We start from the raw sequence: 16,404 nt of genomic DNA, 5'->3' as shown, positions 1-16,404 counted from the left end.
ACCTCCTAAAAGTCAATTTTATTATTTAAAAGTTTATTAGACATAAAACTACATACAAATATGCTCACACTTGAATATACTACAGTAAATACATTACTATATTCATAAGGTATAATAAACTCTACAAGAATTATAAATATTAGAATTTCTATAACTAAAAATAGAAAACTCATTAAAGCTCTCATCTTATACACAGATTTATTTATAAGAATTGATGTGAATACTACACATATAACTCCTATTAGTAAAAATACATATTCTACTAATAAATTCTCAAAGCTGTATGGAAGTAAAATATTTAATTTATATATTGTTTCTTGTACAAAATTATAGTTTGCAATACTACCAAGCATATAATTAGGTAGTATTTTACTTGCAATAAATAAAGTTATTGTAAATAATATAGTGTAGCTATACACTAGAAACAATACATTTAATAATTTAGATATATAAATATTAATTTTATTCTTAGGAAGCATCACAAGTGTATATATGGATTTGCTTTTCATGTCAAAATCTCTATACCAAATAAAAAAAGCATAACAAATACACACAAATATCCCAAATAAAAAACATGATTGTATAGAACCCATTATGTTTCCAAAACTTGAAAACCCCATGACACTTACTGTTTCTATTGTCTTTCCTACTTTTGATAACTGCTCAGTTTTTACTGCATTTTCTATTATATAGTTATAATCATTTAAATTTTTCACTAGATTTAAAAATACAATAGAACAAAAACAACTTATTATAAATATATAATTTTTTATGTTTCTTTTTAAATCAAACTCAAATAACTTCATTAAATCCCTCATCAATTCACCTACTTTATTTCAAATTCTAAACTGCTATTTGAACTATTAAACTGTAATTCTCCCTTATACACTATTTCTTTCGAATTTTTATTTATTATATATAGAATAGTCTTATTGTCCCAGGGTAGTACAGAATTTGTTTTTGATGTACATACAATGATTTTATTTGAATCAATTTCAATGTTTCTGATGCTTCTTTCTTCTTTTTCATCCAAAACATATTTATCTTCAACTAAACTGCCATCTAGTATGTTATAAGTTATTAAATTTACCTCTTTACTTTTATTGGAATTATCTCTTTCTGACATTATCATATATAATTTACTATCTTTTAGCTTTGCTTTTTCCAAAGACATTCTATTATAACTTTTTAATTCTATTATTTTATCTTTATTCTCTTTAACATTATACTCAAGTAAATTGAGCTTAGAATCAACATCATCCCATGTATTTGCATTTATCGCTTCTATCAAAATATACATTTTATCTCCATCTTTACTAGAATAACTTACATCAATACTCTGTATGTTGTTGTATTTTTCAAAAAGATACTTGCTTATATTTATACTTTTTATCGTCTCTATTTTTTTACTTTTAGTATTAATCTTTATTATATCTATAGTATTCAAATCTTCTTCATTTTTTTCTGATGACTCATTTGGAGCATAAAGCACAGACACATATAAATCTTTTTTGTATCTTTTTGATGATAGCACTTTTACATGATACTCATCGATATCTTTATCTACTTTATATTTAGTTCTTATAAAATTATCCATATCTAGTTTTTCATATTCAACTTTTTTATCACTTCCTTCTGAAATAAATACACCTTTTTCTAGATCTTCTTTTTTCTCATCTATAACAAAATTTATCCCTTTTGAACTAGATTTAGAATCATCACTTATTTCAAAACCAACATGAGCTATTGAATCCAAACCACTAGAGACATCGATTAGGTTATTCGTGTTCTCACTCTCTTTTATTGATTTTAATAATTCTGTTTTTTTAGTTTTATTGCTTCCATTTATTATATATCTTGAATTTATATATCCATTAAAATCATATCCAAAATATATGTTTATATAACCCAATTCATCTTGGTCACCTTTTATCGTTTTTATACTTAAATTGTTTTCATTGTTCAATAGGTCTATACTAAAATATATTGCCACTGCTAAAAATATAATAAGTATAGATATTTTAGATTTTAATTTCATGTCACACCTCCTAAATAGACAATTTCTTATTTATTAAGAAATAAGAGATTCCATTTAAAATAAACATTATAACTATAAAACTTAATACATAGTTACCTAAGGAATTAAGTTGTGTTCCAACAAATCCATAATACTTTCTAAACAAACTAATTATATTTATATATACTGTTGAAAAATACAACCCTGCCAAAATTATCAAGGTAATTAAAATCACATAAAATTTACCTCTGTAAGAAAATGTGAATAATATACAACTATTCAAAAAAGAAATAGCTACAAACAGTAAAAATACATAAATTGTTATGAAAGAAATAAAATCGATTGGAATACTTTTTAAATTTAAATAATATAAATCCTGAGCAAAGGACATATTAACTATTGGAACATTTCTAAAAACAAAATTAAATATGTGTTTACATATAAATAATGTTGCTATCTGACTTATCAAAAAACCATATACCATTGTTATCAAAGTGATTGACTTAGATATACAAAGTTTAAATTTATTCTGAGGTAACATCATTAAAGTATAAATACTTTGATTTTTAGAAAAGAAATCTCTTTTCCACATAAAAATATAGTATGTAAACATTCCCAATATTCCATACAGCAAAATTGTTTGGATACATCTAAGATTGCCAATGATACCTATTCCATAAAATACACCTCCAAAATCCTCTATTGCTAAGTTTATAATAAATTTAGAGTTCTTAAATTTAATAATTTCAAATAAATTTAAGCCCAATGTAATTAAAGATAAAAAAGATATATAGGCTATATAAAACCTCTTATTTCTCCTTAAATCTACATTTATTAGACATAGAAGCTTATTCATTCTTATATACCTCCCTCATTTTATCTAATATAGACTTACCTTCTCTTTCTCTCAAATCTTCTGCATTAAATGATGTTATTACTTTACCTTCATCAAGAATTATAACTTCATCAACTAGACTTTCTATTTCTACTATCTCATGAGTGGTTATAATAATAGCTTGATTTTCTTTCATATACTGTGCTATTACTCCTATAAATTCTTCTCTTTTAAACAAGTCAATCCCTGTGAATGGTTCATCAAGTAATATATAGTCTGGGTCTTGACAAAATCCAAGAATTAATTTTACTCTTGCAATATTTCCTTTAGATAAATTGTCAATTAATTCATTTTCATTCAGTTTAAATATATCCATCATTTCTTTTGATTTTTCTTTATTCCATCTTGGATAAAAAATTTCCATAAATTCAAATGACTCTTTTATTGTTGTATTACTAAAGTGAGATTCTACATCTGGAACAAATGCAAGTTTATTATATATGTTTTTATTCATTTTTTCTCCATCTATTAAAATCTCTCCACTATCAATTTTTATAAGCCCTGCTATTGCTTTTAAAATTGTTGACTTACCAACACCATTTATCCCAAGTAAAGCTGTTATTTTTCCTTTTTCAATACTAAAGCTTACATTCTTTAAAGCATCTATTTTCTTTACTTTTAGTCCTTGCATTCTTTTATATGTTTTGCTTACATTTTTAATTTCTATCATATTAGTATCCTCCATATTTAATATGCTTGTACAATTAACCTTATAAGTTAAGTGTTTATATTTATTAAAAAACTAATATCTATCTTCTATTATCTTTAAAACTTCTTCTTTAGTAACATTTATTGCCTTCATATCTTCTATAAATACAACTAAAGATTCATTTATTAACTCTAGTTTTAAATTTTTTAATATATTTTCATCAACTGTCACGCTACTCTGATAGTTTTTAAAAGTATTTATTATATTCATATCACCCATCTCCTTATATGCTCTTTGAACAGTATTTAAATTTACTTTTAAATTAAGTGCCATTTCTCTTCTTGATGGTATTGTTTCTCCTGGTTTTAATTCTCCTGTTACTATTTGTCTCTTTATATGCTTTATTATTTGCAAATAAATTGGAGATGTATTATCTAATTCAAAATTCATACTTCCTCCTATTCTAGTGTATTAATACGATAATACACTTTTTCTAAAAAAATACACTTCTACTTTAAATTTTATTTTATATTTCGTTAAGTGTATTATACGATTAATACACTTAATTTGTAAATACTTTTTAATAAATTATTTGATTTTAATTTATTAAATCATTAAATTCAAAATTCAAATAATAAGTTTACAAAATTGAGCATCAAATGAGAGGATATATATTTTATGTTATGTTAGACTTGAAAACAAACAAGGTAAGGTTATATCATCAATGAATCAAAAATCTTATATTGTACTAATACTTAATGGGTTAATTAAACCATTATAAACATACCTAAGGAGGAAAACAAATGAATTATAAAATTGAAATTAAAAACATCGAATCAGTCACAGCAGCTACTATGAGTTACAATGGACCCATGACTGAAGCAACAAAATATTTTCCAAATGTATTTAAATCTATAAAAGGAAAATCAAATGGTGCACCATTCTTTTGTTACCATAATGTTGACCAAGAAACTGGCATAGGAAAAATGGAGTTATGTGTACCAACTTCTGAAACTCCAAATCGTATGGGTGTAACAATAAAAGAGTTTCCTAAAACAAAAGCTTTGTTTTTTACCCACATTGGTTCATATAACAATTTGCCGAAAACATATGAAATGATATTTAAATATATTCATGAAAATAATCTAACAATAAAAACTCCTTGGAGAGAAGTATTTATTAAAGGACCAGGTATGCTAATAAAAGGTAATCCAGATAAATATATTACAGAAATCATATTTCCACTTAAATCGGAGGAATAATACATGTTGGCAATCGAAATCAACAATTTAGTAAAACAATATAAAAATGGTGTAAGAGCTTTAAATGCTCTAAGTTTTAGTGTAAAGACTGGAGAAATATTTTCTTTACTTGGTCCAAATGGTGCTGGTAAATCTTCGCTTATCAATATTTTGACCACTTTTTACAAGCCTACAGCGGGTAATGTAACGATGCTTGGAAAAGACTTAATAAATAATCCATCTTGGATACGCACTCAAATTGCTTGTGTAGCACAACAAGTATCTATTGATGAACACCTGTCTCTCATGGAAAACATGATATTCCAAAGCAAAATGTATAAAGTGGAACCACAAGTTGCAAAAGAAAGAATAAACTCTTTAATTGAAAAATTTGAGTTAACTAGTTACTTAAAGTATCCTACTTCATCTTATTCTGGTGGAGTAAAACGTAGATTAGATATAGCTATGAATATGGTGTCGTCTCCTAAGATTCTGTTTTTAGATGAACCTACTGTTGGTATGGATGTAGATTCAAGAAAAGCTATGTGGGATATGCTACTAAAAATTAGAGATGAATATGATACAACTATTTTTCTAACCACTCATTATCTTGAAGAAGCTGAACAGCTAAGTGATAATATCTGTATTATGAAAAATGGAAAAGATTTGGCACAAGGAACACCATCTAGTTTACGTAATTATATTAAGCAAAATATACTTCGTATCGCATTTCATGATATTGAAGATATAAAAAAATATAAGAATGATATTAAAAATGCTTGCTTAGTTAAATTTATGAATATACATGAAAATTCTCTTTTCATAAGTGTAGAAGAAAGTAGAACTTCACTTACTTTAATAAATAAATTTCTTTTAGAGCATAATATAAAGTTTGATGCAATAGAAATTGTAGAGCCAAGTCTTGAAGATGTTTTTTTAGCATTAACAAGTTCTAAGAAAGATTTAAAGGAGGAATGGAAATGTTAAATATCTTATGGCGTAATATGAAATGGCGTTTTAAAAATCCAATTTCATTTGTAGTTACTATATTACAACCTCTTCTTTGGCTTGTACTTTATAGCTCTGTCGCAAACCAAACTATGAGTGATATGAACATCGATAATTATACAGCTTTTATACTTCCAGGTATAATTGTATTGGTTATCTTTTCATCATGTAGTAGTGGTGGTATCATCAATTTTATAATGAAAAATAGCGGGAGTTTTTATAGAGTTTTAATTGCACCTATTAGTCGATATTCCATTGTCTTTGGTCAGTTACTAGAAGCTATCCTAGTGTCTTTTATTGAAGTAGCAATTTTATGCATAGTAAGCATATTCTTTTCAGTAAAAATAGCATCTGGTATTGGTGGAATTGCTATAATGATAGTATTGATATTTATGACAGCCTTTTTTTTATCAAGCCTAGCTTATGCTATAAGTCTATTATTACCAAATGAAATAATTTATGAAACAATTATGACTGCCATTGTACTTCCTATTTTCTTTTTAAGCTCTGCTCTCTTCCCTGTTGAAGATTTATCTGGAGGATTAAAAATAGCAGTTATGCTCAATCCATTTACCCATGTTATTAATACTTTACGTAGTCTAATATTTGGTGAAACCATTCTAGTTGGAGATATACTACCTGTTATAGTGTTATTTTTAATATTATGTTGTGGAAGTTTCGCACTTGCTATGTGGAGACTGAAAAAAGAAATGGTAAGTTGATTTTTGAAGATAATGTGTGTAGATTTGTAAAAAACTAATCTATTATATATACACTAAAAAGTGGTGTTCCAAAATTATTAATTAAAATCATTTTGAAACACCACCTTTATAATTCATGCTACTTAAGTGTATATTTATAAATTTATACAAGAAACTATAAACTAAAGTACTTATATGTATAATTACTTATTAAACTTCTTACTACCTAACTTCATGTGGAACTTAGTATCTTTTGGAATACTTGGGTTTATACCTCTTAATGTAGGTATTTCTCCACATATCAATTGTATAGGTACTATGAAGTTAAACGTTTGATAGTAAGGATTATCTATAATATCTGCCTTTAAATTTTTATCTTCTTCTGCAACATCTCTACCTATGACAAATACATTGTCTGTCCATCCAGAAAGTACTTCAACCATCTTAGTTACTCTAGGTTCTCTTCCTGTATCTAGTATAAATATAGTAGAATCACTATTTATAGCATTGTATACACCATGTATGAACTCTTCAAACTCATATCCAGTTACAGGAATTCTCATTGTCTCTAATAATTTTAATGCTGACTCTAATGTATCTCCATATATATCAGAGTGACCTACTACTCTTATTTCTTTAGCGTTAACTAACTTTTCTTTGTTTCTTTCAATCCATTGCTCAGATGATTTATATACTGATTCAAATCTATCTATTGCATCCAATATCTTATTTATCTCTTCATTGTACTTTTCACTAGATATTATTCCCTTTTCTCTAGCTATTTGAAGACCTAATAACATTAAATTTAACTTTGTACAATAAAAGCCTTTTGTTTTAGCACCAGATTTTTCTTCACCACAATTCACTGTTAATATATAGTCAGAAATCTCATCTATTAGAGCATTTTTACAGCCTGCCATAGATGCTATTTTACAACCCTTGTCTTCAGCTAACTTCATAGCATTATATGCAGAATAACTACTTCCACCTTGAGATATTCCCACCACTAAAGTATTTTTATTATCAAATTTAAATGTATCTTCAGTTATCATAAATGGATACTTTTCTACAACATCTATGTCTAATAAATTTTGCAAATATGGTTGTACTTGCAATCCTGAGTGATAACTAGTACCTGAACCTGTTATTATAATCTTTTTTATATCTTCTTTCTTAATTTCATTAAATAAATTATCTGCATTAGATATCATTTCTCTCATTTTTGCTGGTGTTTCTAACATATAATCTTGTATTCTCATTTTGTATGCCTTCCTTATTCATATATTTAATAAATTATAATTTTTTTTCTATAATAACCCTATTGCATGTAAAGCAATTCCTCCCACTATAATGCCTAGAGTTAACTTTGTTACACTTACCTTTCGCTTTAGCATGTAATATATTACAAATGCAAAAGCTAAAGGTAACATGTTAGGTATTATTTTATCTAATATATCTTGTAAAACCACTTCTGCACCATTTAAATTAAATTTTAGTGGAGTAGTTATACTCAACATTGTTGCAACCATTCCTCCTACAACGAATAAACCAACAGTTGTAGCCATAGACATTATTTTCTCCATAAGCCCTTCTCTTTGTATTCTTTCAAGTGAATTTACTCCGACTTTATATCCATATTTAAGTCCAAGTATTCTTAGAGCAAATGCTGGGATATTATACAACAGTAAGAATAATAGCGGGCCAAATATATTTCCTTCTTTTGCAAGTGATACTCCTATTCCAGCAGCTATAATTCTAAATGTTCCCCAAAATAGTGAATCCCCAATTCCTGCAAGAGGTCCCATAAGAGCTGTTTTAACAGCACTGATTGAGTTTTCATCAAATTCTGAATTATTAGCATTCTCCTCTTCCATAGCTGCTGTTATACCTAATATAGCAGGAACTACTACTGTGGTTGTATTAAAAATTTCTAAGTGTCTTTCTATCGCTTTTGCTTGATTTTCTTTTTTATTATATAACTTCTTTATTGCAGGTAACATTGCATAACAATAACCTAAGTTTTGCATTCTTTCATAATTGAATGCACCTTGAAGAGCAAATGAACGCCAAAACATACTTCTTAATTCTTTTTTTGTTAGTTTATTCAAAGTCAATCTCTCCTTCCGTTAAAATATTAGTTGCTACTTGAGGATTTTGACTATTTTCTTTGTTATTAATATAAAAGTTTAATATAACTGCTACACAGACTCCAAACAACGCTATTGCAGTTATATCTAGTCCAACATAAGATGCTAAGAGGAATCCTATAAAGAAAAATACAGACATCTTTTTTGAAAGTAGCATATCCATAAGTAGTGCAAATCCTACTGCTGGTAACAATGTTCCTGCAACACCTAATCCATCTAATATAACTTTAGGTATTGCATTTATTAATGTTGTAACTTTATCAGCACCAATCATAATTGCTAAAAATGTTGGAACTGATGTACTTAAAAAGAATAATACTACTGGAATCCACATCATTATAGTAACCTTTTTAAAGTCAGCTTGTTTAGCATAAAAAACTGCCTTTTGAGAAAAATATGAGTTTACTATTCTAACCAATACTCCAAGAGATTGTGCTAAAACTGCTACTGGCACTGCTACAGCTAGAGCAACTTCTGCACCATTTCCTGATAATATAGCAAACGCTGTACCTAATACACCACCTGTTACTACATCTGGAGGAGTAGCTGCACCTATTCCTGCAATTCCCATCCAAATTAATTCAAGTTGTGCACCAATCATAATTCCTGACTTTATATCTCCTAAAACTAATCCTACTAATGCCCCTGTAACTATTGGTCTATCAAACATAGACTGACCAAATATACGTCCATCTAATATACCAAAGCCTGCTATAATAGCTAACATAATAGCTTGTACTAACATAGTGAACCTCCCTCTTAATTTACATTAATTACATCACACTTTTGATTTCATTTTTATTTTCTAATAGTTCATTTACATGAACTATTCCATTTCTCGCTTCCTCTAAACCTGATTTAGCTAATAGCTTTGCATCCTCTTCTGTTGATAAAAGAATAGCCAAAAGCATCGGTAAATTTACTCCTGTCAATAACTCAAATTTAAACCCTTGTAAAAGTAAATTAGTACATATGTTTGCTACACTTCCACCAAATATATCTGTTAGTATGATAAGCTCTCCATTATTTTTGTTATTTGATAATATACTTATCATTTCTTTCTCAGCATCGTCTGCTGATTTATCTTTTGTCATACAAAAGTACTCAACATTACTTAATGAACCAATTATTAATTTACTTGTCTCAACAAGCTCCTTAGATAATTCTCCATGTGTTGCAATTAAAAAATTTTTCATTTTCTTTCTCCCAAATTATTTTATTAAGTCTGATAATTTTTTCTTTTTGTCTCTAGGTAACATTCTAAATTCTATATCAATTCCTAAATCAGTTATTTCTTTAAAATTGTTTATATCATTATCATCAACAGCAACTAAGTCTGTCAGCTTCTTCTTTCCTTCCTCGTATCTTAATCCACCTACATTTATTTCTTTTAAAACTCCTCCTGAGTTTTTAGCTACATCTAAAGCATCTTTTGTATTTTTTACTAATACTAATACATTACTTTTCTTTGAAGAAGCAAATTTTTCTACTATTTCTCCAGATTCCTCTACCCCCCTTATATATAAAGTTACATTGCTAGGCTTAGCTAAATTTAATGACATGGCTTTCATTTGATCGTTTTTTGCTTCATCATTTGCAACTAATATTACATTTATACCTAATGATGTTGTCCATCCATATGCTACCTGACCATGTATTAGTCTGTCATCAATCCTCATTAAAGATATCATTTTCCTCAAATCCTCCATTATATATTAAAATTTTTATTTTTTATCCTCTTGTTTATTTATAAAAGCAAAAAGCATGCCAACTAGTGGCATACTTTTTTTCGATTTTATTTATTTATTTTTTAATACTGTATTTTACTGAAGTGGACCATAAATAATATTATAGATATATCCGATTTCTGAAATAGATATTTGCACACTATAACTCTTTTCTAGCACACTAAATGCATTTTTTATTAGTTTAACTTCACTGTGATGGTTTTTAATTAATAAATTCATATCAGTATATTCTTCAATCTCAGCTTGTCTAACCAATCTTTCAATCATACAACTTAAGTGAACATATAAAGCAATTTTTTTATCATTAGGAAGTTTTTTCTTTTGATTATTTTCTATAGCATTGATTCCTTCTTCTATTCTCTCTATTATTTTTTTTGAGTCTAAAATAGTCAGACTATCTATTACTCTAATCAAAGAAAAATTCTTTATGATAGAATCATTTATGTTTTTGATTTTTTCACTTTCTACTACTTTACTAAATATTCTAAAGACATCATCTTCTCCTTTTCCTGATATTATATCCTCTAGTAGTATGAAATCTACTCCATTTACATTTGGATTAGCAGTTCCTACTATGGCCAATACATCATACATTTTAAAAAGTGGATCTTTATCTCCCATAGAAACAAGACTCTCATAATCGTGTGGTATTATCTTAACATCAACTATCCCCATTAAGCTTTCTGAAAGTAGATGTTGGATTTTTATAGCAGTACCTATCCCAGTAAAACAAGAAGATACTATAGCATACTCTTTATTTTTTTGAGGATAATACAATTGTATGTTGGGTTTAATTTCTTCATCCATAATTTCTGCTATATCTTCAATGTTTTTACCTTGCATTAATAAATTACCTACCTCTAGTGCAAAAATAGTGGATATTTGGTCTATAAACAACATTGGACTACTTATTTTACTTTTTAAATCTTCATATATCAGATTAAGAGAGCCCATATCAAATAACACAACTAGTCCATTTTTTATCCTATCTCCTTCCAAGTATCTAGACATTTGATTTGATACATCAGCAATTGTCGCATCTATAGGCATATCTATAGCTGTAAATACATTTTTACCCAACATACGATTACATACATTTGCCATACTACTAGCAGTAGCATACCCATGTGCTATAATCATTGCATTAACTTTATTAGACTTCATTCTTATAACTGTCGACTTAATAAATATAATCATTATAATTATATCTACATTATTAAGATACATATCCAATCTATTTGCTATTAATGTCGATACTTTATTTACTATAGAGTATTCTTTGTAATTTTCTTTCTTTAAATATGTTAGTAATTTACTTTGTAAGATTTTACATTCATCAGACAATTGATAAGACTCATCCTTCAAATAAAGATACGAAGAAAATGCTAATACATTATTTCCATCATATTTTATATTGTTGTTAACTTCTAAATTTCTAAATATATCCTGCATTATAGATATTATAAGCTCCATAAGTACATTTTTATTTTCATCATTATTTGAAAAAACTAGGTTATCCATTAACCTAATCATTAAGTTTGAGCTCTTTTCACTAAATATCTCTTTTGTTATTTCTTTTTTTTCTAGTCTATCAAAATAATCTAAACACTTTGTAAGACTTTGATATATTATATTTCTTTTATTTCCTTCATCTGATGTCTCAATATTAAATTGTTTAGGAGAAAACACAATACTTTTGCTTTTAGCACTTTGGAACTGAAATATATCTACATTTTCTATATAAATATTTCTAGGAAGGTCTTGAAGTGTAACAAAAATATTTCCATTTCTTTTTTGGTTTTTTGCATATGCCCTTCCACATGCATATTTTATTACATTTTTACATTCACCTATATTACCTTTGAATTTTATCTTTAAAATCGTATTTAATGTAATTTGAGTTATCTCTATAGGTAAACCAAGCACCTTACTTTCCTCATATATAAAATGTTCTATAATCTTCCTTTTTTCAATAGTTCCTCTTTCCTCTATATTAGGAACATAAATATTTATAGGTATTCTTCTTAAAAAAGTCTGCAAAAACTCAGATAAGCTTTCTGTTGTAGCAAATACTAGCCTTACCTTAGCACTTCTATTTACTCCATTCTCTCCAATTCTAGAAAATGTACCTGTATCCATAAATGTAAATAACTTTTCCTGACCTTCACTGTTTAATCTATGTACCTCATCTAAAAATAATATACCACCATCAGATTTCTCTATTAACCCAGCTCTAGATTCATTTGCTCCAGTATAAGCCCCCTTGACATGTCCAAATAGTATACTTGATAATAACTCTGGATTATTATAGTACTGTGCACAGTTTAGTACATTATATGGAGCATTTTTTTCTAATATATTACTACTTACACTATACTTATATATTACCTTCGCTAAAAAAGTTTTACCTACACCACTTTCACCTGTTAGCATTATTGTAAGTCCATCATTTGGATAAAGTACAGCGGTTTTTATTTGCTCTATTGCCTCTTTTAGGCTACTTTCATGACCTATAATACTGTTAAATACAATCTCCTGCTTTAATAATTTACACTCATTACTAAGTTCATCAACACTTTCATAAATACTTTTTTTCGTAGGACCTATTGCATCATTTATCTTATTTTTTGGTAGAAAGATAACAGGTCTACTATTTATCTTTATAAGATTATCAGACTTTACCAAATCATTTAATAATCTGCTTGATTGAGTTCTACTTAAATTAAACTTTTTTACTATATCTTCTGTTACTATACCACTTTGTTTTTTAAGTTCATCAAAATTGTCAAATAATACCTTTTCATTTATAAAACGTAAAATTTCATTCTTCATAATCAACCTCCAATATAAATGTCAATGATACCAGTATATCCTTTATATATTAGTGAAAAAATAAATTATATTCTTTTATTCTAATAAATAGTACTGCACTAATCTCATACAATCAAATCCAATTATTACCATATAAATTGATAAACGAGTAAATAGAAGTGTATTTTGAATAGATTAAAATCTAAATGGATAAGTATATAATCAGTGCAAATTTAGGAATAATTTACATATAGAAACAACTCTACCTTATATTCTCCTTTATTAATTTTTTTCTAGAAATAATTTTTTTCTAAGTTAATTATATATTAAGAGTCTATGAAGATGAACAATTTAAATCAGCCTTGTTGAAAATAAAAAAATTTGAAAAAGAACTATAAAATATAAAAAGTGAACTCTATATCATAGAGTTCACTATCAGTGATTAATTTAATTTAGTATTTCTAGTACTGCATTTAATACAGCATGACCATTACAAGTACCATAGTTTACCATATCTATTATAGCTACTGGAGCTTTATCTCCTACTATAGATTTTACATCATCAAACATAAATCTAAGCTGTGGCCCAAGAAGTAAAATATCAAAATTACCAAGTTCTGATTTTATATTTCCCTCTCCAACTGCCCATATTTTACAGTCTATATCTCTTTTCTTTGCATCTTTCTCCATTTTATTTACCAATAAAGTAGAAGACATACCACCAACGCACACTAATAATATCCTAATCATTAATATCTCCTTTTAATCAAATCTACATATATTTTGATTAAAAAGTATATGTAGAAAAGTTTACATTTATAACTTCCTATATTTTACTTTTAAATTATATCAAATTTTTCCAATTTTTTCACTACCATAACTCATTTTATATTTTTAATGTCCACTTTTCTACTTCTTCAGAAATATTTTCAGATTTTAATACAGCAGATATTATAGCATATCCATCACTATTTAAGCACTTAAGTTTATCTACATTATCTAGTTTTATCCCACCAATCAATACAAATGGTATATCTATCTTTTCTTTAATTTTTTTGACAGTTTCAAATGATGCGGATTTAGCATCCAGTTTAGTAGATGTTGTAAATATAGACCCTATACCTAAATAGTCTGCACCATCATTTTTTGCACAGATAGCTTCTTCTAAAGTTCTTGCTGATACACCTAGTATTTTATCTTTCCCTATAAGCTTTCTAACTTCTTTTGCATCAATGTCACTCTGTCCTACATGCACTCCATCTGCATCACAAATAATTGCTATATCTACTCTATCATTTATTATAAACTTAACACCATGTTTTCTAGTTATTTCCCTTAGCTTCATAGCCTTTTTTAAAAATTCTTTTCCAGAAACATTTTTTTCTCTGAGTTGCACCGTTGTTATTCCAGAAACAATTGCATCTTCAATACATTTATAAAAATCTCTACCTTCTAGCATTTCAGAATCAGTCACTAAATATAACTTTAAGTCTTTTTTTAAACATTCTTTATCTATCATTTACAGCCTCCTGTTGACCATTTATTCATTTAAAAATTCAATATTAGAGTTTTTACTTATAATCTCTTCATCCATTTGATAAATAGAATTCATTAGCTTTTCTTTAAATGTACCTATTGGTGGATTATTTAAATTAGCCAGCTCCCCACTTAACGACATTGTAAGTACACCCATTGTAGCTGCTTCTAATTTATTTTTAGTCACAGCCATAAAACTTGCAATCAAACTAGCAGTCATACACCCTGTGCCTGTAATACCTTTTAATTTATCAGTTCCATTATTTATTTTATATGTATTCTTACTATCAGTTATTATATCTATTTTTCCAGTTGCTGCAACTATACATTCAAGCTTCTCAGAAACTTTTTTTATTATATCAGTAGAATCTTCTTCATCATCAAAGGAATCTACACCTTTACCCATTACATCAAAGCCACCTATAAATTTTATTTCTGCTATATTCCCTTTAACCACATCAAATTTAACTTCATTTAAAAGCTTATTTGTAAGTTCTGCTCTGGCTTTACTTGCAAAGACTCCCACTGGGTCTAAGATAACAGGTTTATTGTATTTATTTGCCGCCTTTCCAGCCAATAAAAACAAATCTAATATATTTGAATTCATAGTTCCTATATTTATAACTACAGCATTTGCTATACTTACCATTTCTTCTACTTCCTCATATGAAAAACTCATAAGAGGGCTTGCACCTATAGCTAAAGTTACATTAGCACAATCATTTATTGTTACATTATTAGTATAGTGAATTACTAATGGGTTTACTTTCTTTACTTCTTCAATTAAATTATACATATTCTACCTCCATAAAATTTTATTATTCAAACTTATAAAAATGATGTACTGGGCCTACTCCATGACCTATATCAAAACTATTTTTTATTGCTTCTGTTATATAAATTTTACTTAATTTTACTGCTTCTTTTATTTCATAACCTAATGCAAGATAAGATGTTATTGCAGAAGATAATGTACATCCTGTTCCATGTGTATTTTTTTTATCAATTCTTTCACTTTTATACACTTCAAATATATTTTTACCAACTAAAATATCCACTGCTTCTCCATCTAAATGTCCGCCTTTCATAAGAACAAATTTAGGTCCAAGCTCTAATATTTTCTTTCCTACTCTATTCATATCATCTACATTATGTATTTTTATTCCTGTAATTTCTTCTGCTTCTGGAATATTTGGTGTAATTATATATGCAAGTGGTATTAAATAATTAATTAGATTTTCCTTTGCTTCTGGTTTTAATAAATAATATCCACTTTTAGATATCATTACAGGGTCTACTATTAAATATTCTGGATTATATTTTTTTAAATTTTCAACTATTTCAAGTATAATTTCTGGGCTTGAAACCATTCCTATTTTTACTGCTCTTGGAGGTATATCATCAAATACTGCCTCTATTTGTTTTTTTATTATACTTTGGCTTAAATCTTCTACAGCAAAAACTCCTTGAGTATTTTGTGCCGTTATAGCTGTTATTACACTCATTCCATATGTGCCAATTGCACTAAAAGTTTTCAAATCAGCTTGGATTCCAGCTCCTCCAGATGAATCTGAACCAGCTATTGTAAGTGTTGGTATTTTGTAGTTACTCATTTATACCCTCCTAAAAATTTAATTTAAATAGATTAACT

At 27.4% G+C, this 16,404-nt stretch carries 18 protein-coding genes; 3 read left to right on the top strand and 15 right to left on the bottom strand.

Annotated features, from left to right (window positions below; genetic code table 11):
* Positions 1-5: 5 nt before the first annotated feature.
* The 5 genes from IR151_RS03280 to IR151_RS03260 form a co-directional block, all read right to left on the bottom strand.
* On the bottom strand, positions 6-806 hold the full coding sequence (locus IR151_RS03280) for a hypothetical protein (RefSeq protein ID WP_227433057.1): 801 nt from the start codon (positions 804-806) through the stop codon (positions 6-8).
* Positions 807-826: 20 nt separating this feature from the next.
* A complete protein-coding gene (locus IR151_RS03275; protein WP_227433056.1) occupies positions 827-2,038 on the bottom strand; it encodes a hypothetical protein in 1,212 nt (403 codons plus the stop codon).
* 10 nt (positions 2,039-2,048) lie between these two features.
* Positions 2,049-2,873 (bottom strand): ABC transporter permease, encoded by an 825-nt coding sequence (locus tag IR151_RS03270; RefSeq protein ID WP_227433055.1) that lies wholly within the window; start codon positions 2,871-2,873, stop codon positions 2,049-2,051.
* On the bottom strand, positions 2,866-3,582 hold the full coding sequence (locus IR151_RS03265; RefSeq protein WP_227433054.1) for an ABC transporter ATP-binding protein: 717 nt from the start codon (positions 3,580-3,582) through the stop codon (positions 2,866-2,868). The genes IR151_RS03270 and IR151_RS03265 overlap by 8 nt, the downstream gene beginning before the upstream one ends.
* Positions 3,583-3,654: 72 nt before the next feature.
* Entirely contained in the window at positions 3,655-4,011 is a 357-nt protein-coding gene (locus tag IR151_RS03260) for a GntR family transcriptional regulator (RefSeq protein ID WP_227433053.1), read from the bottom strand.
* Positions 4,012-4,364: 353 nt separating this feature from the next.
* Here IR151_RS03260 and IR151_RS03255 point away from each other — a divergent pair, with 353 nt between their 5' ends.
* The 3 genes from IR151_RS03255 to IR151_RS03245 are packed head-to-tail and all read left to right on the top strand — an operon-like array spanning position 4,365 to position 6,532.
* On the top strand, positions 4,365-4,823 hold the full coding sequence (locus tag IR151_RS03255; protein WP_227433052.1) for a GyrI-like domain-containing protein: 459 nt from the start codon (positions 4,365-4,367) through the stop codon (positions 4,821-4,823).
* Positions 4,824-4,826: 3 nt separating this feature from the next.
* Positions 4,827-5,789: an ABC transporter ATP-binding protein gene (locus IR151_RS03250; protein ID WP_227433051.1), complete on the top strand. Its 963-nt coding sequence runs from the start codon at positions 4,827-4,829 to the stop codon at positions 5,787-5,789.
* On the top strand, positions 5,783-6,532 hold the full coding sequence (locus tag IR151_RS03245) for an ABC transporter permease (RefSeq protein ID WP_227433050.1): 750 nt from the start codon (positions 5,783-5,785) through the stop codon (positions 6,530-6,532). Before IR151_RS03250 ends, IR151_RS03245 begins: the two co-directional genes overlap by 7 nt.
* A gap of 182 nt (positions 6,533-6,714) precedes the next feature.
* Here IR151_RS03245 and IR151_RS03240 read toward each other — a convergent pair whose 3' ends face one another.
* The 10 genes from IR151_RS03240 to thiD all read right to left on the bottom strand — a co-directional run bounded on the left by IR151_RS03240 (position 6,715) and on the right by thiD (position 16,366).
* On the bottom strand, positions 6,715-7,770 hold the full coding sequence (locus IR151_RS03240; protein WP_227433048.1) for an SIS domain-containing protein: 1,056 nt from the start codon (positions 7,768-7,770) through the stop codon (positions 6,715-6,717).
* Positions 7,771-7,818: 48 nt separating this feature from the next.
* Positions 7,819-8,619 (bottom strand): PTS system mannose/fructose/sorbose family transporter subunit IID, encoded by an 801-nt coding sequence (locus IR151_RS03235; RefSeq protein ID WP_227433047.1) that lies wholly within the window; start codon positions 8,617-8,619, stop codon positions 7,819-7,821.
* On the bottom strand, positions 8,612-9,403 hold the full coding sequence (locus tag IR151_RS03230; protein ID WP_227433045.1) for a PTS mannose/fructose/sorbose/N-acetylgalactosamine transporter subunit IIC: 792 nt from the start codon (positions 9,401-9,403) through the stop codon (positions 8,612-8,614). Before IR151_RS03230 ends, IR151_RS03235 begins: the two co-directional genes overlap by 8 nt.
* 28 nt (positions 9,404-9,431) lie before the next feature.
* On the bottom strand, positions 9,432-9,854 hold the full coding sequence (locus IR151_RS03225) for a PTS sugar transporter subunit IIA (RefSeq protein ID WP_227433043.1): 423 nt from the start codon (positions 9,852-9,854) through the stop codon (positions 9,432-9,434).
* 15 nt (positions 9,855-9,869) lie between these two features.
* Positions 9,870-10,349, bottom strand: coding sequence for a PTS sugar transporter subunit IIB (locus IR151_RS03220; RefSeq protein ID WP_227433042.1), 480 nt, complete (start codon positions 10,347-10,349; stop codon positions 9,870-9,872).
* Positions 10,350-10,481: 132 nt separating this feature from the next.
* A complete protein-coding gene (locus IR151_RS03215; protein WP_227433040.1) occupies positions 10,482-13,238 on the bottom strand; it encodes a sigma 54-interacting transcriptional regulator in 2,757 nt (918 codons plus the stop codon).
* Positions 13,239-13,664: 426 nt separating this feature from the next.
* A complete protein-coding gene (locus tag IR151_RS03210; protein ID WP_227433038.1) occupies positions 13,665-13,967 on the bottom strand; it encodes a PTS sugar transporter subunit IIB in 303 nt (100 codons plus the stop codon).
* Between the two features lie 136 nt (positions 13,968-14,103).
* Positions 14,104-14,736 (bottom strand): thiamine phosphate synthase, encoded by a 633-nt coding sequence (thiE, locus tag IR151_RS03205; protein WP_227433037.1) that lies wholly within the window; start codon positions 14,734-14,736, stop codon positions 14,104-14,106.
* A gap of 21 nt (positions 14,737-14,757) precedes the next feature.
* The gene (gene thiM, locus IR151_RS03200; RefSeq protein ID WP_227433036.1) at positions 14,758-15,549 is read right to left on the bottom strand and encodes a hydroxyethylthiazole kinase; all 792 of its coding nucleotides are present in this window, start codon (positions 15,547-15,549) and stop codon (positions 14,758-14,760) included.
* Between the two features lie 22 nt (positions 15,550-15,571).
* Positions 15,572-16,366, bottom strand: coding sequence for a bifunctional hydroxymethylpyrimidine kinase/phosphomethylpyrimidine kinase (thiD, locus tag IR151_RS03195; protein WP_227433035.1), 795 nt, complete (start codon positions 16,364-16,366; stop codon positions 15,572-15,574).
* Between the last annotated feature and the right edge of the window lie 38 nt (positions 16,367-16,404).

This window comes from Clostridioides sp. ES-S-0006-03, assembly GCF_020662275.1.
GTDB lineage: Bacteria > Bacillota > Clostridia > Peptostreptococcales > Peptostreptococcaceae > Clostridioides.
The sequence above is the reverse complement of the archived record's forward strand: the minus strand, read 5'-3'. Positions and strand labels throughout refer to the sequence as shown.